The 17,562-nt window shown below is 71.2% G+C and carries 18 protein-coding genes; 5 read left to right on the top strand and 13 right to left on the bottom strand.

Annotated features, from left to right (window positions below; all coding sequences use genetic code 11):
• Nucleotides 1–63: 63 nt before the first annotated feature.
• Nucleotides 64–1,545 carry an APC family permease gene (locus ACFC96_RS08750; RefSeq protein WP_376610998.1) on the bottom strand — a complete coding sequence of 494 codons (1,482 nt, stop codon included), beginning with the start codon at nt 1,543–1,545 and terminating at the stop codon, nt 64–66.
• Between the two features lie 367 nt (nt 1,546–1,912).
• Here ACFC96_RS08750 and ACFC96_RS08745 point away from each other — a divergent pair, with 367 nt between their 5' ends.
• Entirely contained in the window at nt 1,913–2,203 is a 291-nt protein-coding gene (locus tag ACFC96_RS08745) for a hypothetical protein (protein WP_376266904.1), read from the top strand.
• A 35-nt stretch (nt 2,204–2,238) separates the two neighbouring features.
• Here ACFC96_RS08745 and ACFC96_RS08740 read toward each other — a convergent pair whose 3' ends face one another.
• The 3 genes from ACFC96_RS08740 to ACFC96_RS08730 all read right to left on the bottom strand — a co-directional run bounded on the left by ACFC96_RS08740 (nt 2,239) and on the right by ACFC96_RS08730 (nt 4,279).
• Entirely contained in the window at nt 2,239–2,715 is a 477-nt protein-coding gene (locus ACFC96_RS08740; protein WP_376266907.1) for a GNAT family N-acetyltransferase, read from the bottom strand.
• Between the two features lie 288 nt (nt 2,716–3,003).
• Complete coding sequence (locus tag ACFC96_RS08735; RefSeq protein ID WP_340460504.1) at nt 3,004–3,186, bottom strand: hypothetical protein; 183 nt, start codon at nt 3,184–3,186, stop codon at nt 3,004–3,006.
• A gap of 130 nt (nt 3,187–3,316) precedes the next feature.
• Nucleotides 3,317–4,279 carry a methyltransferase gene (locus tag ACFC96_RS08730; RefSeq protein WP_376610996.1) on the bottom strand — a complete coding sequence of 321 codons (963 nt, stop codon included), beginning with the start codon at nt 4,277–4,279 and terminating at the stop codon, nt 3,317–3,319.
• A 129-nt stretch (nt 4,280–4,408) separates the two neighbouring features.
• Between ACFC96_RS08730 and ACFC96_RS08725 the strand changes: the two genes are divergently transcribed.
• A complete protein-coding gene (locus ACFC96_RS08725) occupies nt 4,409–5,011 on the top strand; it encodes a helix-turn-helix domain-containing protein (RefSeq protein WP_376266941.1) in 603 nt (200 codons plus the stop codon).
• A gap of 49 nt (nt 5,012–5,060) precedes the next feature.
• On the top strand, nt 5,061–5,459 hold the full coding sequence (locus ACFC96_RS08720) for a molybdopterin-binding protein (RefSeq protein WP_376610994.1): 399 nt from the start codon (nt 5,061–5,063) through the stop codon (nt 5,457–5,459).
• Here the strand turns inward: ACFC96_RS08720 and ACFC96_RS08715 are convergent.
• Nucleotides 5,413–7,044 (bottom strand): PucR family transcriptional regulator, encoded by a 1,632-nt coding sequence (locus ACFC96_RS08715; protein ID WP_376610992.1) that lies wholly within the window; start codon nt 7,042–7,044, stop codon nt 5,413–5,415. The two genes, ACFC96_RS08720 and ACFC96_RS08715, sit on opposite strands and share 47 nt — an antisense overlap.
• Nucleotides 7,045–7,836: 792 nt before the next feature.
• Here ACFC96_RS08715 and ACFC96_RS08710 point away from each other — a divergent pair.
• Entirely contained in the window at nt 7,837–9,036 is a 1,200-nt protein-coding gene (locus ACFC96_RS08710) for an acyl-CoA dehydrogenase family protein (protein WP_340459331.1), read from the top strand.
• Between the two features lie 5 nt (nt 9,037–9,041).
• Here the strand turns inward: ACFC96_RS08710 and ACFC96_RS08705 are convergent, their stop codons facing one another.
• The 8 genes from ACFC96_RS08705 to ACFC96_RS08670 all read right to left on the bottom strand — a co-directional run bounded on the left by ACFC96_RS08705 (nt 9,042) and on the right by ACFC96_RS08670 (nt 17,240).
• The gene (locus ACFC96_RS08705; protein WP_376266921.1) at nt 9,042–9,617 is read right to left on the bottom strand and encodes a GAF domain-containing protein; all 576 of its coding nucleotides are present in this window, start codon (nt 9,615–9,617) and stop codon (nt 9,042–9,044) included.
• Nucleotides 9,607–10,290, bottom strand: coding sequence for an ATP/GTP-binding protein (locus tag ACFC96_RS08700; RefSeq protein WP_376610990.1), 684 nt, complete (start codon nt 10,288–10,290; stop codon nt 9,607–9,609). Before ACFC96_RS08700 ends, ACFC96_RS08705 begins: the two co-directional genes overlap by 11 nt.
• The gene (locus tag ACFC96_RS08695; protein ID WP_376266927.1) at nt 10,268–10,645 is read right to left on the bottom strand and encodes a DUF742 domain-containing protein; all 378 of its coding nucleotides are present in this window, start codon (nt 10,643–10,645) and stop codon (nt 10,268–10,270) included. The genes ACFC96_RS08700 and ACFC96_RS08695 overlap by 23 nt, the downstream gene beginning before the upstream one ends.
• Nucleotides 10,646–10,647: 2 nt before the next feature.
• Nucleotides 10,648–11,073: a roadblock/LC7 domain-containing protein gene (locus ACFC96_RS08690; protein ID WP_340459337.1), complete on the bottom strand. Its 426-nt coding sequence runs from the start codon at nt 11,071–11,073 to the stop codon at nt 10,648–10,650.
• The gene (locus tag ACFC96_RS08685) at nt 11,070–12,740 is read right to left on the bottom strand and encodes a sensor histidine kinase (protein WP_376266930.1); all 1,671 of its coding nucleotides are present in this window, start codon (nt 12,738–12,740) and stop codon (nt 11,070–11,072) included. Before ACFC96_RS08685 ends, ACFC96_RS08690 begins: the two co-directional genes overlap by 4 nt.
• Nucleotides 12,741–13,145: 405 nt before the next feature.
• On the bottom strand, nt 13,146–14,597 hold the full coding sequence (locus tag ACFC96_RS08680; RefSeq protein WP_376266932.1) for a hypothetical protein: 1,452 nt from the start codon (nt 14,595–14,597) through the stop codon (nt 13,146–13,148).
• A gap of 800 nt (nt 14,598–15,397) precedes the next feature.
• Nucleotides 15,398–16,582, bottom strand: coding sequence for a GDSL-type esterase/lipase family protein (locus tag ACFC96_RS08675; RefSeq protein ID WP_376610989.1), 1,185 nt, complete (start codon nt 16,580–16,582; stop codon nt 15,398–15,400).
• An 88-nt stretch (nt 16,583–16,670) separates the two neighbouring features.
• Nucleotides 16,671–17,240 carry a TetR/AcrR family transcriptional regulator gene (locus ACFC96_RS08670; RefSeq protein WP_376610988.1) on the bottom strand — a complete coding sequence of 190 codons (570 nt, stop codon included), beginning with the start codon at nt 17,238–17,240 and terminating at the stop codon, nt 16,671–16,673.
• 140 nt (nt 17,241–17,380) lie between these two features.
• Between ACFC96_RS08670 and ACFC96_RS08665 the strand changes: the two genes are divergently transcribed.
• Nucleotides 17,381–17,524 carry a 50S ribosomal protein bL37 gene (locus ACFC96_RS08665; RefSeq protein ID WP_376253720.1) on the top strand — a complete coding sequence of 48 codons (144 nt, stop codon included), beginning with the start codon at nt 17,381–17,383 and terminating at the stop codon, nt 17,522–17,524.
• The last annotated feature ends 38 nt before the right edge of the window (nt 17,525–17,562 follow it).

Below are 17,562 nucleotides of genomic sequence, written 5' to 3'. Positions count from 1 at the left end.
AAGTTGTGACGCCGGCCTGCCTCTCAGGCTTGCCCAGCGATGGCCGAGACGTCGGCCCCTGGCTCAGGCTTGCGCAGCCGTGGTCGAGACGTCGGTCGCCGCGTGATCGGGCACGGCGGCCCGCTCGCGCAGGCAGGAGTGGCGACGGCCGAACATCAGGTAGAGCACCGCCGCGAGCACCAGCCACCCACCGAAGAGCGCCCACGTGATACCCGGGAGCAGCCACGCGAGGTAGAGGCAGGACGCCGCGGACACGATCGGCACGACCGGGTACAGGGGCACCTTGTACGGCCGCGGCGCGTCGGGCGCGATGCGGCGCAGGACGACCACGGCCGCCGCCACGGCCACGAACGCGACCAGGGTTCCCATGCTGGTCAGGTCGGCCAGGTACTGGAGCGGCACGAACGCGGCCAGCGCTCCGACGCCGGCGCCCACGATCCAGGTGTTGCCCACCGGCGTGTGCCGCTTGCGGTCGACACGGCGGAAGATCTCGGGAACGAGCCCGTCGCGGGCCATCGAGAAGAGGATGCGCGTCTGCCCGTACAGGGTCACCAGCACCACGCTGAAGATCGACACCACGGCACCGGCCGACAGCAGCACGACGGGCCAGCCCGCGCCCGTGACGTCGCGCAGGATCTCGGCGAGAACCGCCTCGCCCGCGTCGGCCTGCGCACCGAACCGGCCGGTGGGCTGGGCGCCGACCGCGGCCAGGGACACCAGGATGTACAGCACCGTGACCGCGCCGAGCGTCAGGAGCAGCGCGAGCGGGATGGTGCGCCGCGGATTGCGGACCTCCTCGCTCGCCGTGGCGACGGTGTCGAAGCCGACGTAGGAGAAGAAGACGGCGGAGGCCGCAACCCCGATGCCGGACGCTCCGTGCGGCGCGAAGTCGGCGAAGTGACCGGCCTGGAAGGCGGTGAACGCCACCGCGACGAACAGCACGAGGACGCTCAGCTTGACGCACACCATCACGGCGTTGAGGCGTGCGGACTCGCGCGTGCCGCGCGCCAGCAGCAGGGAACACAGGAGCACCACGACGAGCGCCGGGACGTTCACGACTCCCCCGGCCCCCGGCGGCTGGCTGATCGCGTCCGGCAGCGTGAACCCGAAGAGCGCGTCGGTGAGTTCATTGAGGTACTGCCCCCAGCTCACGGCCACGGTGGACACCGCGACGCCGTACTCGAGGATGAGACACCAGGCGACCAGATACGCCGCCCCCTCGCCGAGGGAGGCGTAGGTGTACGAGTACGTACTGCCCGCCACCGGGATCGCGCCGGCCAGTTCGACGTAACAGAGCGCCGCCAGTCCGGCGACCACCGCCGCGACGACGAAGGAGAGCACCACGCCCGGTCCCGCCTTGGGGACCGCGGTGCCGAGCACGAAGAAGATACCGGTGCCCACCACGGAGCTGATCCCCAGCAGGGTCAGCTGCGTCAGCCCCATACTGCGCCGCAGACCGGCCGGCCCCGAGGCCTCGCCCTCCGCCTCGCCGATCATGCTCTCCAGCGGCTTGCGGCGGCACAGTTGACGGGCCGTCACGCGCATGCGTCCTCCTGGGTGTCCCACGCCCCGCGGTGGATCGCGAGGGGCTGCGGGGGATGCTGCGGCACCCGGAGCGCCGGCTCAACGTCGGATCGGTACAAGAGCGGCAGGACGCTTTGGCCGATGCGACAGGTGGGCGAGCTTCGCGCCGTATCGCCGGGGCGCCGGTGGCCACGCAGGCGAAAGCGCGGGTGAAGGCGCAGGTGAGAGGGCAAGTGAAGACGCCTTCTCCGATTGGCAGTTGATGTCCCCCTTTGTGCGGTGATTACGGCGTTCGGGTGCTGTGTCGGTCAGGACGCAACCAACCTGCGGCCCGGCAGCCTCCTGACCGACACAGACCGACACAGTCCGACCGTCGTGAGGAAGTGCCATGAACTCTCCTGCCACCGTCCTGCCGACCCCCGACCTGGACGCGGGCGACGACTTCCTGCTCCCGCTGCCCGACCCGGCGCAGCGCCTGGACCTGACACCACCGGCCCCCACGTGCCTGACCTCCCGTGACCGGCACCGTCTCAGCCTGAACGCCACGCTCACCACCGCCGGGATCCCGCCCCACCCCGACGACATGGAGGCCATCGACGCGCTCAGCGCCCTCGACGACACCGTCGCGCTCGCCGTCCAGAGGTGGCTCATGTCCCGCCCCGCCGCCCTGCTCGGGTGACGTGACGCACCGGCCCCGCCCCCGCCGCGGACGCCTTACAGCGGCTGGTCCATCCGCACCTGCATCGGCCGCATCCCGATGGCCTCGTAGAACGGCCGTGCCGCGGCGTTGAACTCCCATACGCTCGCGACCAGGCGTCGGCATCCGGCTCGGCGACCCACTTCACGGACGGCTTCCACCAGCGCCGCGCCGACCCCGGTCCGAGCGGCGGCGGGGTCAACGGCCAGATGCTCCATGGAGACCACCGCGGCGGGCAGGGTCATCACGGATGCCTCCCGTCTCTCGACGCGGCAGAACGTGTAACCCACCACTTCACCCTCGCCCGACTCGGCGACCAGGAGGGTCGCGGCCTCGTCCCTCGACCAGCCCCGGAAGCGCTCCGCCATCGCTGCCTGCGACGGCTCGCTGACGAACAGGTCCGGCCGGTGCCGCGCGTGCAGCCTCTGGACCATGCCGCTGAGACGGACCATGGCGTCGATGTCACCGGGGCAAGCCTCGCGGATCCTCGTCATCGCTCCATGGTCCTGACAACTTCCGTCGGCCACCAGCCGGATTCCGGCCCGGCGCGGCTCCCTCCTCGCGGGGAAACCGCCGGTCGCGCCCTGCGCCGACAGCGCACCGCGACGGCGGGGCCATGGGGACATCTGATGCAGGGTCAGCTGCCCCGGGGGTCGTCCACCGCGACGCCGGACGGCCGGCGCTCACTGAACGCCACATGCCTCTGCAGACTCACGTGCCTCTGTTCGGTACGTCGCAACGCCCCCGCTCCGGGTGAGCGGGGGCGTTGCGGCGTCGACGCGTCAGCGCCTCAGGCTCGACTCGGCCACGCGGGCGGCGATGGCGTTCACCTCGTCCTGGGGCAGCCCCGCCTCGCACACGATGGTCATCACACGGCCGTCGTCCAGCGTGGCCCGCCGCACCCCGACACCCAACGGCACGGACGGTTCCCGCCGCGTCTCCACTTCAAGTTCCTGCTCGGGCATGCGCGCTCCAACCCTCGACGAGAGGCCACGGTAAGCACAGCCGGGAACACGGGTCACGCCAGCCACACAGGCGCATCACACAAACGAGCCCACACGTTCCACGCGGACGGAGCACCGCGAGCGCCGACCGTCAGGACGCCCGGCGCACACCCGCGAAGACGGTGGTGGCCGAGAGCACGAACGCGTCGGGGCGTCGCAGGATGCCCTCCGGCGCCGCGTCGTCGAGCAGGACGTCGAGCGTCTTGCGGTCGTCGGCGTCCAGGGACTCGCTCATCACGTCGCGCAGCCGGGTCAGTTGGTTGCGCAAGAACGTGCGGGCCGTCTCCCCCAGGGGCGCCGGCAGGTCGAGCAGGTACGTGAAGCTGCCGACGTCCGTGAGCCCTGCCCGGGCGAGCATCGCGGGCCAGTCCTCGACCGTGCTGATACTGCCCGGCAGCTCGGAGCGCATCCGCTCGAACCAGTACTCCTGCAGGGCGTCGAGCCGCGCCTGGAAGCCCGGCGTGCCGATACCGATGTCGCGGGGGAGGCAGCGCATCGGCAGTCCGCCCTCGGCGACCGCGAGCATGCCGCCGGGCCGCAGCGCGCCGGTGAGCGCGTCCAGGACCGCCTGCTGATCACCGATGTGGTGCACGGCCTTGCTGCTCCAGACCAGATCGGCCTCGCCGAGAGCGCCGCCCGCGTGGCCTTCGCCGCCCTCCAGATCGCCGGGCAGCTCCGCGTGGCGGATCCTCACCCTGTCGCCGAGGCCGAGCCGCTCGGCTCGTGCCAGGGCGCGGTCGAGGAGTGCGGGGGCGCCGTCCACCGCGACGACTTCGGCGTCGGGGAAGGCCTCGGCGAGCGCACAGGTCATCACGCCCGGGCCGCTGCCGATGTCGAGAATGCGGTGGACCTGCTTGTCCGGGCCGAGCTGTTCAGCGAGCCGGGCCGCCGTCTGCCGCAGGACCGGGAGGTGCAGATCGCCGCTGTTCTCCAGTGTGTCGGACATGGCCTCCCAGTCGATCTCGGTGCTGTCGGGACCGTGGTCATGCCCGTGACCGTGACCACGTCCGTTCCCGTGTCCGTGGCTCTGCGCGGAATTGCTGTGTGTGCTCATGGCCAGGAGCGTGCACCCGTCGCGCGTGAACGGCAATCTGTGTTGCCATTTCCGGGACAGCTGGGCGAGATGCCCACAGGGACGATGTAGGACGTGGAGGACACGGACGACATGGAGGACACAGACGGCATGGGCGGCAGGGACGACGCGGTCGCACCAGGGCCCTATCAGGCGGTCCTCGACGAGGTGGCCCCGCGGCTGAGACGGCTGCGCGACCGGCGCGGTCTCACCCTGGCGGCGCTCTCGGAGGTCACCGGCATCTCCAAGAGCACCCTTTCCCGTCTCGAGTCCGGGCAGCGCCGCCCGAGCCTCGAGCTGCTGCTGCCGCTGGCCGGCGCGTACGGTGTGCCGCTGGACGAGCTGGTCGGCGCTCCCGAGGTGGGAGATCCCCGGGTCCGGCTGACGCCACGCCCGATGCCGAGCGGCGGCACGTTCGTCCCCCTGACGCGGTCGCCCGGCCCTCTTCAGGCGTACAAGATGGTCATCGCCGACCGGGGCTGCGAGCCGGATCTCCGTACACACGAGGGCTACGAGTGGCTGTATGTGCTGGACGGCCGGCTGCGGCTGGTGCTCGCCGAGCACGATCTGGTTCTCGGCCCCGGTGAGGCCGCCGAGTTCGACACCCGGGTGCCGCACTGGTTCACCAGCGCGGACGGCCGGCCCGTCGAACTTCTCAGCCTGTTCGGGCGCCAGGGGGAACGGATGCACGTCCGTGCCAAGCCCCACCGGTGAGCCGCCTCCCCCGGGCGGGCCCGGCGCCCGGCACGGCTAAGGTTCCGATGTGTCGTCGTACAGCATTGGCCAGGCCGCGCGCCTGCTCGGGGTGAGTGGGGAGACCGTGCGTCGGTGGGCCGACAGCGGCCGGCTGACCATGGGGCGGGACGGGACGGGGAACCGTGTGATCGACGGTGCCGGCCTCGCGCGGTTCGCCAAGAGCCGGGCCGCCGAAGCCGATCGGGGCGTGGCCGAGGCGCCGCGCACGTCGGTGCGCAACTCGTTCACCGGGATCGTGACGGCGCTCAAGGCCGACGACGTCGTGGCGCAGGTGGAGATCCAGGCCGGCCCGCACCGGATGGTGTCGATGGTGACGCGTGAGGCCGTCGAGGAGTTGGGCCTCGCCGTCGGGGTCACCGTCACCGCTCGCGTGAAGTCGACGAGCGTGCACGTCGACCGGTCGTGACCGGAGTCTCACGGCTCAGCAGCGCGGCCCGGAGGTCGGCGCGGTCGTAGAGCCGGGAGAGATCACGGCCGGTGAAGTGCTCGATGCGCTGGATGCGGTAGTGGACGGTGTTGACGTGCAGGTGGAGGGCCTCCGCCGTACGCGCCCATGAGCCGTCGCAGGCGAGGAATGTCTCCAGGGTCTGCAGCAGCGCGGACGCGGACGCGTTGGTCTCGTCGAGCAAGGGACCCAGCACGGTGCGGCTGAACGCGGCGCGCACCTCGGCGGGTACGCCGGTGAGCAGCGTTTCCAGGCCGGTGAGCGAGGCCGCGTCGGTCAGCCGCGAGGTGCCGGGCGTGGTGGCGCGGGCCGAGGTCAGGGCGTAACGGGCCTCGGACAGCGCGCCGTTCAGGTTCCGGGGTGCGGCGGCCGGGAGGGCGATGCCCGCGTACAGCGGGTCGGACGGCTCGCCGGCCGTGAGCAACGGCCATACGTCGGCCAGCGCTTCGCTCACGGCCTCCGCCCCGGCGATGACGGCGAACGCCGTGCCGTCGGGGAGCCGGCCCGCGGCGGCGCCGGTGTGCGGGACATGAGCGGCCGCCTCGGTCAGCGCGCCCTGCGCCGCGTCCTCGCGCCCCGAGCCGACTTCGGCGACGACCACGCGGTACGGGCCCACGTCCGGGAGCCCGCAGCCGCGCAGCGCGGCTTCGAGGACGGCCTTGTCGGTGTCGGGCGCGGTGAGCAGTGTGCCGAGTTCGCGCACCGCGCGGTCCCTGTCGGCCCGGCGGCGGGCCCGGATTTCCTGGCATCGGCCGAGGACCTCCGCGATCTCGTGCAGCATGCGCGGCGGGGCGTCGTCGGCGTCGGGCACGTGCAGATGCCAGCGCTCGTAGGGCGAGACCGTGTGGGTGTCGGCGTGGACGGGCACGGTGACGGACGTCCGGCCGAGCGGCGGAGCGGCCTTGGTTCCCGAGGAGTTGTGGCTGTGCCCGTGTGCGGGGGTCGTGCCTGGCGCGATCAGGGCGGCGGCGTCCCGCGTCGGGAGATCGGCCGAGGCGGCGGTGGCGGCCACGGTGCGTCCCGTCGGTGTGAGGACGTAGGCGACCGGCCGGTCGAGGTGGGCGAAGGCGGCGTCGACGATCGCGGCCGGGTCCGCCTCCTGCGCCAGGAGGCGGCTCAGCGTGGTGCGCACGTTCTCGGGCAGGGCGTGGTGGCGGCTGAGTTCGCCCCACTGCTGGAGGTACACCGTGTCCGTGATGGCGCGGAACATGATGTGCGCCGGGACCGCCGCGACGGGGAGTCCGTGGCGGCGGCACGCTTCGACGAGGTCGTCCGGGACGGCGCCGTGGGTCTCCTCCCCCGCGAGGAGCACGGCGGCCCCGGCCGTGCGCAGCGCGGAGACGAACCGGTCCGCCTTGGCCCGCCCGCTGCGCTGTGTCCACCACACCAGGCCGCTGAGCACGACCTCGGCCGGCCGCACGAAGCGTGCCGGGTCCTCCAGGTCGGTGACGGTCACGCCGCTGATCTCCTGCCGCAGGTGCGGTTCGTCGGCCCAGAGCAGGCGCAGGCCGAGTGACTCGTCCCTCAGGAGATGTTCGATGTGCATGTGCTCTGACTCCCTGTGTACCCGGGGACGCAGGAAAGCGGCACCCCGTTTCTCACATTCGCCAGGCGAGTGCGAGTCATCGCATCGTAAATGCCAGAGCGCGCGAGCGATATGGGTCTTGGTTGAACATCCAAGGACCCGCCCCTGGGAGGTGGAGATTCCGTGCTGCGAACCAGCCGTCCGGACACCGGTACGTGCGGCCCGTCCGCCCCCGGCGGCACGATCCGGAAGCGGCGTGTCCGCGTCCACTCGTAAAGAACGACCCTCAAACGACCCCCGGCATGTAGTGAAAACCGGCCGGTAGATCGTCACCGTAGAGACAGGTCCTCCTCCGAGGTGCGGCGACGCGCTCAGGAGCGGGACCGTCCGCCTGTTCCGGCAGCGGTCACACCGTGTGGCCGTCACACATGCCGGTCCGACCACAGGAGCGAAGTGAGGCGATACGTGATCCAGGTGCGCGCCGTCGACGCGAAGGTCCGCGCCGAGCGCACAGGCGCGCCCCCGCCCGCTCCCGCCCGGTCGCTCCTGTCACGGAGGCCCGCCGGATGAAGTGTCGGCGGCGGACGTCCGCGATCCGCCACCCATCAGCGAACGCGCGATTCACCCACTGACCGAAGGGTCCTCTCAGGGCTTCGCTGCCTGGGGCGGCGGGCCGGACCGCGATCGACCGCGCGCGAACACCACGTCTTCCTGTTCCTCGTTTTCGTATGTCCACCAGACGGCCGGCCCGGCCACGAGCCCGTCGGGGCGGGACCGGGATCCAAGCGGCCTGCGTGTAAGGAAGGGTTACAGATGGACGGCTACTTCATGACGGAGCGTCACGAGATACTGCGGGCCGAGGTCCGCGCCTTCGCCGAGGCGAAGGTGGCTCCCCGGACAGCGGACATGGAGGCATCGCGGGCCGTCGAGCACGAACTGTCCCGGCTCATCGCCAAGGAGGGCTGGCTCGGTGTCACCATCGACCAGGGCTACGGCGGCATGGGCATGGGCCATCTGGCGAAGACGATCATCATCGAGGAACTCTCGCGCGTCAGCGGCGCGATGGGCGCCATGGTGCAGGCATCGCAGCTCGGCGTCGCCAAGATCATCCACTTCGGCGACGAACGGCAGAAGCTGAAATGGTTGCCGGCCGTCGCGGCCGGCGACTGCCTGCCCACGATCGCGGTGACCGAGCCCCAGTCCGGCGGACATGTTCTCGGCATGGAGTCGACGGCGCGGCGCGAGGGTGACGAGTACGTGCTCAACGGACGCAAGGTCTTCGTCGGCAACAGCCACGTGGGCGACCTGCACGGAGTGGTGGTGCGCACCGGCGAGGGATCCACCGGTCTGTCCGCGTTCCTCGTGGAGTCCGACCGTCCCGGATTCTCGCTGGCCCCGCACCGGCCCGCGATGGGCCTGCACGGATTCAGCTTCGGCGAGATCCGCTACGACGAGTGCCGTGTCCCCGCCGAGAACCTGCTGGGCCACGAGGGCCAGGGCCTCGACGTGGCGTACTCCTCCAGCGTGCTCTACGGCCGACCGAACCTGACCGCCGTGTCGCTCGGCATCCATCAGGCGCTCCTGGAGGAGACGACCCGCTACACGTCGGAGCAGTTGCGCTACGGCAAGCCGCTCAGCGCGCTGCCCACGATCCGCCAGAAGCTGGGCGAGATGCAGTCACGCCTGATGACCGCCCGCCTGGCCGCTTATCACGCCGTGCACCTGCTGGACTCGGGGATCGCCTGCGACGCGGAGCTGATGAACGCCAAGTACCTCAACGTGGAGTCCGCCATCGACTCGGCGCGGGCCGCCATGGAGATCCACGCCGCGTGCGGCCTGTTCCCCGACCGGCCCGTCGAGCGCTTCGCCCGGGACGCCTCGCACATCTACGCCCCGGCCGGCACGTCCGACATCCAGCTGTACCGGCTGGCCGAGGTCGCGCTCGGCACGTCCCTCAGCGACTGGTCGAGCCGGCTCGCCGCTCCGCGCGTTCCCGAAGCGGCGGCCGTGTAGCGACGTCAGGGGCGGGGCTGCCCGGCGCGCTCGTAGATGCGCACCATGGCCTGGTCGCGGAACCTCTTGATCAGGTCGAGGGAGCCGCGCGCCGTCGCCAGGGCGCGGGGCTCGGTGCCCACCGCGCAGACGGTGCCGAGCGCGATGCCGGTCGCCTCGTCGATGAGCGGCGCCCCGAGGTACACGCGAATGCCCAGTTCGTCGACCACCGGGTTGCCGGCGAACCGGGGCGCCGCGTACACGTCGGGCAGGACGAGCGGGATGCGGCGGCTGATGACCTCGGGGCAGTAGCCGTGGTCGCGGGCCATCACACGGCCGACCTCGGGCCCGCCCGTCGCGTCGTGCGGGCCGAGGGTGTTGGGCAGGCCCTGCGGCGTGTGCAGTCCGGCGAAGAACTGCTGGTCGGTGATGAGGTTGACCATGGCGTACGGCGTGCCCGCAGCCTCGGCGAGTTCCGAGGCGAGGGCGTCGAGGTCGGCGGCGGCCTCGCCCAGGCCGAGCTGGGCGAGGCGTTCGACGCGCGCGTCGAGTTCGGTGTCGGGGGCTGTGATGTGCAGCCCCGTCTCAGCGTCAAAGGGCACGGTGCGGGTTCCCGTCGAAGGAGGCGGCGGAGGAGGGCAACGAAGGTGAAGGGGTGGGGGCGGGCGGCTCGAGAGCGGGCTCGGACGCCGACGCGGAGCGCAGCGACAGCGTGAGCGCGTACTCGACGAGCTTGATCAGGACCTGCTGGGTGGAGAACGGGGCGCGCGCGTCGAACATGATGACGGGGACGTCGGGGTTCAGCTCGATCGCGGACTGCACCTCCTCCGCCGTGTAGCGGTGGGCGGTGTCGAACTCGTTGACCGCCACGACGAAGGGCACGCCCCGGTCCTCGAAGAACTCGACGGCGCTGAAACAGTCGTCGAGGCGCCGGGTGTCGGCGAGGACGACGGCTCCGATGGAGCCGAGGGCGAGGTCGTCCCACATGAACCAGAAACGGTCCTGACCGGGCGTGCCGAACAGCAGGAGCTGCAACTGCTGGCGCCACAGGGTGATGCGGCCGAAGTCCATGCTCACGGTCGTGGTGGTCTTGTTCTCCACACCGACCAGACTGTCGGTGGCCGCGCTGGCCGTGGTGAGGATCTCCTCCGTGGTCAGCGGTTCGATCTCGCTGACCGTGGCGACCATCGTGGTCTTGCCCACGCCGAAGCCGCCGGCGATGAGTATCTTCAGCGCGGTCAGTGGGATGTCGTCAGAGGCTTCGAAGGCCTTCAAGTGCCGCCTCCAGGAGGAGTGGGTCGCTTCCGTCCGCCTCTCGCGGGGGATGCGCGGGAACGAGTACGTGGGAGTCGAGCAGATCGGACAGAAGGATCTTGGTGACCTGTACGGGGACCCCCAGCCGGCCGGCGATCTCGGCGACCGACCGCGGTTCCCGGCCGCACAGTTCGAGCACTTGGGCGCTCTCGGGGCCGAGTCTGTCCACGATCGAGGGGGCGAGGCCGGGGGCAGCCCGTACCCGGGACACGAGTCCCAGGGCACGGGCCGGGCGGGTGCGGCCACCGGTCAGCGCGTAGAGGCGCAGCTGAGCGGTGTCCTCGGCCAGCCAGGGCTCGTCGGTGAAGTCCGGCACCGTCAGTCGACCAGAGCGCCGGAGGGCCCCGGTGCGGTGCGCGCGGGCGTGCCGAGGTGGCCCCTGACGCTCTTCACGAGCATCGCGATCTCGTAGCCGACCACTCCGACGTCCGCGCTCTTGTCGGTCAGCACGCCGAGTACGCCGTTGACGCCGGCCCGCGAGACGAACAGATAGCCGCCGTCGCCCTGCACGATGACCTGCTCGACACCGCCGAAGGCTCGCTGGATGGTGCCGAGACCACCGCCGAGGGAGCACATGCCGGTGGTGATCGCGCTCAGCCGGTCCGCGTCGTCGTAACCGAGACCGTGGCTGTGCCGCATCACGCCGTCGCTGGAGGCCAGGACCGCGCCCGTCACGGCGGGCACCCTGGCGGCGAGGTCGGCGAGCAGCCAGTCCAGGTCCTGGTCGAATGAGGGCTGGGTCATCGGTACTCCTGGGAGTCATGGCGCTGAGTGGGTGCCACCGGGAATCCGGGGGTGGCCCCGTCGTCCTGCTCGGCCCGCTGCAGTCCCGCGGTGAAGCGGGCGAGCAGACCGGCGTCGATCGCCTCGCCGTCGCCGTGGTCCGCGGCCGGTCCCTGCTCGCGCAGTTGGGGGGAGATGTGTGAGCGGCGTTCCTTGTTCCGCTGGGCCAGGACCGGGCGCCCTGTGGGGTCCTCGGCCGGCGCGGCGGCGGGGGCGGCGGGCGCGCCGGGCACCTGCCGCTGAGGAAGGGGCGGCTGGGTGGTCACGGCCGTGGCCTCCCGGGGTGTGTGCGGCCGCGCGGGATCCACCGCCGCGGGCAACGGCTGGGCCCGGCGGCTCGCGACCGGGGCGGGCGCGCGGGCCGGCTCCGGCTCGGCGGGGGCCGTCGGAGCCGCGGGCTTCTGCGCCGCCTTCTGCCCGGCGCGGGACTCGCTGAGCACCGAGTGCGACAGGACCACGACGGCCTGGACGCCTCCGTAGAGGTTCTCCTGAAGCTGTACGGCGAGCCCGCGCCGCCTGGCGATCTTCGCGACCACGAACAGGCCGGTGCGACCGTCCTGCAACTGCTGGTCGACATCGAAGAGTTCGGGCTGGGCGAGGAGACGGTTCATTTCGTCCCGCACCTCGGCGGGCATGCCGAGGCCGCGGTCCTCGATCTCCACGACCATGCCGGACGCGGCCATCTGGGCGCGGATCATCACCTGCGTGTGGGGCGGCGAGAACTTGGTGGCGTTCTCGGCGAGTTCGGCGATGAGGTGGATGATCTCGACGGCGGAGTGGCCGAGGACCTCGTAGCCGGACGGCGGCGGCAGCACGCGGACGCGGGGGTAGTGCTCGATCTCGGCGACGGCCTGGCGCAGCACCGTGGCGAGCGGGACCGGGGAGCTGAAGTGGCGGGGCACGGCGCCGCCGAGGACCGCGAGGCTCTCCACCGCGCGGTGCACGCGGGTGACGAGGTGGTCGATGGTGTAGAGCCGGTCGAGGTGCTCGGGGTCCTCGACGACCCGCTCGGCGTCGTCGAGTTGCTTCAGCGCGCGCGTCACGAGGAGCTGCAGCCGTCGGGCGATGTTGACGAAGGCGTCCACCTGCTGGCGCGTGCCCGCGTGGATCACTGCGGTCTGCGCCGTGTGCTGGAAGTGCCGCAGGTGCTGCTCCAACGCGCCGAACGCGTGCGTCGCGGCCGTCTCGGGGACGGGCGCGGGGACGTCGGGGCGCTCGCCGCCGCGCAGTTGTTCCGCGGTCCGGGCGACGCTCTGGTGCCCTTCGGCGGCGAGCGACGTCAGGTGCTTGATCCACTCGCCGACCGCCGCGTCGTTCTCGGCCCGCTGCCGGACGAGCGCGTCAGCGGTGCCGTGCGCGGCTCGCCGCGCGACGGCGAGGACCGCCGCACAGCACACCCCGGCCGAGACCCCCGCACCCCACACCATCGGTCCGGAGGCCCCCGCCGCGGAGACGGCGAACGCTCCGCCCGCGAGGACGGCCACCGTTCCGGCGGGGGCCATGCCGAGCATCGTGGTGCGTCGGCGCAGGCCACGCTCGGTCCTCAGGTCGGCCGGGGCGGCCTTGCCGGCTCTCCGGCCGCTGCGGTGGGCGCCGGATGCGGTGGCGTCCGACGAGTAGTGAGACATAGGCGTCCTCAAGACGAGCGGGGGCAGCGCCGGCGCGCCGGCGTCCTTGTACGTGTCGGCCGCGCCTGCGGTCGTCCGAACCTCCTTGTGGTGGAGGCTCGTTGTGACTGGCGTGCATCTTGTCCAGGGTGGCTGTCGCGTGGCAAAACGGCCTCCGCGACGAACATCAACTCTGTCGGTCCGGCCCGGGCGGAGCTACGGGAAACCAGGGTCGTTCCGGGGTCGTTTCCCTCTTCCAGGTGTGAGATCGGCACCCGCCCGGCACGCCTACCGCCGGGTAGTCGCGCGCGGCGCCCCTCCCCCCGGGCCAGGGCCACACCTCCAACGACCCGCAAACGACCCTGCTCTCCCCGGCGGCCAGACCGGGCCCGATCACGCGCCCGGTCCCCGACTCCACCGTCACCCTCAGTCGTCGAACCCGCCCGCGAAGCGCAGTACCCGTTCGAGTTCCTCGACGGAGATGAGGCGGCTGCGCGGGCGCAGCATCCCTGCGATGCCGTACGCGCCCAGCTCGCGGCAACGCCGCACCAGCCAGCCCCAGTCGAGGTCGAGATGATGGGCGAGCGACCGCAGCCGCTCCTGCGAGCTGTCGCCCTTGGTGACGCTCTGACTGCGGGCGTGGTCGACGACCTGGGCGTAGGCGCTCACCTCGGCGAGGCTGTCGGTGGTGTCGACGTGCCAGATGCCTTCGGAGCCGAGCCAGTTGGCGGAGATGACACGGCGTCCGGGCACGAGTACGAAGCCGTCGATGCGCTTGTACTCCGGCTCGGCGCACACCGAGATCGTCTGCCCGCCGCGTTCCATCATGGCCACGGCCAGCCACAGCAGGATCCGCTCGTAGCGCTGGCTCGCCCCGGCGTCCGTCGCCGGGATGCAGAACACGCGCTCCGGAGCGGGGCCGTCGTCGGCGAGACGCTCCTGGAGCGCGTGACGGAACTGCGTCCACGACGCGAAGAACAGCCACACCGCCGCTTCCTCCCCCGTCCGCACCGGGCTCCAGAAGACCGGCGGCGTACTGCCCTCGTCGAGACGCCGGATGATGTGCTCGGCACAGAAGTACATGCCGAGCCAGGCGCTGCCGACATTGGTGAGCTCCGGCACGGCGGACCGGGCGACCGCCGAACGCCGCTGCGCCCACAGGGGTTCCAGGGTCTGCTGTTCGGCGTGCAGCACATGGTCGTTGGCCAGCAGACTGTCGTCCAGGTTCAGCATCGCCCACAGCAGCCCGTACGTGAGGTCGTCGATCTTGTACGGGGTCGAGATCGGCAGCGTATCGGCGGTGACCGCCAATTGACGGCGGGCGTGGGCGGCGTCGATGGCGTACAGACCCTCGTCGCCGAGGGTGCCGAGCACCAGCGCGCGGCGGGTGGCCCGAGTGAAGGCCCGTACGTGCGCGTGGTGGTGGGCTCCGATGGCCACGCGGCCGTCCTGCTCGTCGGCCTCGTAGAGCTGGACGGCGACGGAGGTCCCGTCGAAGAACCGCTGGCCGTCCAGGTGCCACACACCCTCCATGCCGGACGCCCGGCCCAGGGGGTCCAGATAGGACGTGTCGAACATGGAGTTCAGGAGGCGCGCCGCGTCCCGCGCGGCGCTGGGTGCTATCTGCGGCAGTACGACGCCGCGCTCCACCGCGGGCCGCAGCAGCGTCTCCACATCGACGCCGAGCATGAACTCGAGGACCGCTGCGGCGTCGCTGCGGGGTATCTGGTCGCCCGAGAGCCAGCGCTTCCAGGTGGCCTGGGAGGCGGTCACCGTCGCCAGGTCGGGGCGGTTCAGTTTCGCGGCTGCCAGCTGTGCGGACCGGGTGAACTCTTCTTCGAACGTAGCGAAGTGGCCGCAGCCCCGCTCCGTCAGCAAGGCTCTTAAGAGCGTACGGGGGCGCATCGATTCACTGTCTCCACGTCTAAGAGAGTCGCGAGCCCCCCGTGGCTCGCCGATTGTCCGGCCGGATTCGGTCAGTCCGTGGTCACGGATCCCGATGCGGACACGGACACGTTCGAGCCGACAGGGCCCGGGCCGCGGAGATCAACTTCTTCATGCCGAGCATTATGCATACGGATCGTCAAACCATGGGCATTGGTTGCGGAATTGGTGTATCGACCACACGTCGACGTTATGGCTGAAATATCACCGACCCCGGTCAGCCGTGCCTGATCCGGTTCCACTTCGGCAAGACCGTGATCACGGATGCGAACAGCAGGGCGAGCATCCACAGAAGGCCGACGGTGCCAGGAACGGCACCGTCAGAACACCCGGTTCAACACCACGACAGTGATCGTTCGTGCAACTGTCACATCGCCCTCCCCCCGGCAGGCACTCGGCCTGACCACAGGCTGCAGGCCCGCTCGTCGCCGCTCACAGCGGTCGAGACGCCCGACGAGCCGGCTCCGGGCGAGCCCCGCCGGTGCGCTCGGGGACGCCCGCGGACGCACCGCCACGTCCGGATGGCCGGCGTGGAAGAACGTGAGCAGGCAGGACAGGTCCGGCAGCCGGACCACCGCGAGGAACCCGATGTGCGGGGTGCCGCACACGAATCCCCTGCTCGTCCGCAAGGCGTCCAGCGCTCCCCGGGCGATGTCGAGGACGGCCCGCGCCTCGGGAAGCAGCGCCGCGTCCGCGCCCGTCGGCTCGACCCGCTGCGAAGAGCCTCGGGGACACTAGTTCACCGGCAGGGCGAGCGGCCCGTCCGTGCCGAAGGCCAGGGTGTTGAAGCGGTCGCCCATGCGCCGGTGGGTGGCGGCGTCCGGGTGGAGCTGGTCCGGCAGCGGCAGCTCGGCGAAGTCCGCCTCACCGTAGAGGTCGCGGCCGTCGAGGTAGTGCAGGTGCGGGTCCTCCGCCGCCCGCTGCTTCACGACGCGCGCCAGTTCGTCCCGGATGACGTTGAGCGTCAGCTTTCCCGCCACCCGCTCCGCGGGCTCACCCGCGGCCACGAACTGCAGCCTGCCCGCACTGAGGTTGCCGAAGTCCGGGATGCTGGGGCCCGGGGTGTCCTCGTGAATGGCGCAGTAGATCGGCGACACGACCAGCAGCGGAGCGGTCGGGTGCCCCTCACGGATCGTGTCGAGGAAGCCGTGCACCGCCGGAGCGAACGCGCGCAGGCGCATGAGGTCGGCATTGACGATGTTGATCCCGATCTTGACGCTGATCACGTCCGCCGGGGTGTCCCGCAGGGCACGCGCGGTGAACGGGTCCAGCAGAGCACTGCCGCCCAGACCGAGGTTCATCAGCTCCACGCCACCGAGGGAGGCGGCCAGCGCCGGCCAGGTCGTGCTGGGGCTCGCGGCGTCCGAGCCGTGGCTGATCGAACTGCCGTGATGCAGCCACACCTTGCGCCCGCTGTCCGGCGCGGCATCCACCGGGGCGTCGGCGCACAGGGCGACCAGCTCGGTGATCTCGTTGTACGGCAGCCAGATCTCGACGTCCTTGACGCGGTCGGGCAGCCCGGTGAACCGCACGGTACCGACGGGGCCGGGCCGGGTCTCCCTGGTTCCGGTGGTCATGTCCATCATCTGCACGTTGCCGCCGGTGACGCCGGCCTGCGCGGCCAGGCGGCCGTCGACCAGCAGGTCGTACACGCCGTCGGGACGAGGCGGAGCGCCCTTGTAGGCCATCTTGGTGCGGAGCGCGTGCAGCTCGATGACGGTGGCCCGGGTGCGGAACACCAGCCGTACGCCGGAGGGCTGGGCCTCCGCCATGGCCAGTTGCGCGTCGGAGCACTGTGCCCGGGCCCGCGCGGGCAGCCGGTGCGGGAGCACGCCGCGCTCGGTGCGCTCCACCTCGTACGCGCCACGCACGAGGTCCGCGGTGACGGGAGTGGTGGTCCAGTGGTCGTTCATATGCATTGCCTCAACCCTGTTGATCAATATGCCTGAGTGGCTGGATGCGTTCGGCCGCCGTCCATGCGTCCGTGGTCGAAACGCGGGGCCGCGGTCAGGGTGCGGGCCAGTTCCGCAGCGTGGCGTCGAGCGAGTCGAGGATCCGCGACCAGCTCTCCTGCGAGTCGGGTGCGCTGTGGCTGAACCCTCCCTGCATCTCCAGGCTCACGTAGCCGTGGAAGACGCTGCCCAGGAGCCGGACCGCGTGGGTCTGGTCCGGCTCCGTGAGGTCGTAGCCCCGCAGGATCGCCCGCGTCATCTGGGCGTGCCTGACGCCGGCGCTGGCGGCCGCCGTCTCCGGGTCGAGCCGCAGCTGGGCCGCCGCGTAGCGACCGGGGTGTTCCCTGGCGTAGTCGCGGTAGACGTTCGCGAAAGCGGTGAGGGCGTCTTTGCCCGCGCGACCGGCGAGCGCCGCCGCTCCCCTGTCGGCGAGTTCCTCCAGGGCGAGCAGCGCGATCCCGGTCTTGAGCTCCTGGGAGTTCCTCAGGTGCGAGTACAGGCTCGCGACCTTGACGTCGAACTGCCTCGCGAGCGCCGAGACGGTCACCTGGTCGAACCCGACCTCGTCGGCCAGCTCGGCACCCGCGCGGACCAGGCGTTCCCTGGTCAGCCCCACTCGCACCATCACCTTCACCCCAATCAACGAAATCGATTATGCAGTTACCTAATAGCTTTAGGCAAGTCCGCGCACACCTTAGGGAACACGGGCGGGAGTGGTGGCATGGGCTACGTCATTACCGGTCGCGTCCTTGGGTAGGCGGCCGGATGATCGTCTGGGTGGGCCCGCTCATCCAGGCAGGACCGAAGCACAGCGACACCTGGGAGGTAGCAATGTCCTCGAAGCGACGCCGCAAGAAGAAGGCCCGCCGCAAGCACGCCGCGAACCACGGCAAGCGCCCCCAGTCCTGAGGGCCCTCGCTGGACGGGTCAGGGGCGGCGCCGTACCT

The sequence above is a fragment of the Streptomyces sp. NPDC055955 genome (assembly GCF_042270245.1).
Classification (GTDB): Bacteria; Actinomycetota; Actinomycetes; order Streptomycetales; family Streptomycetaceae; genus Streptomyces.
The sequence above is the reverse complement of the archived record's forward strand: the minus strand, read 5'-3'. Positions and strand labels throughout refer to the sequence as shown.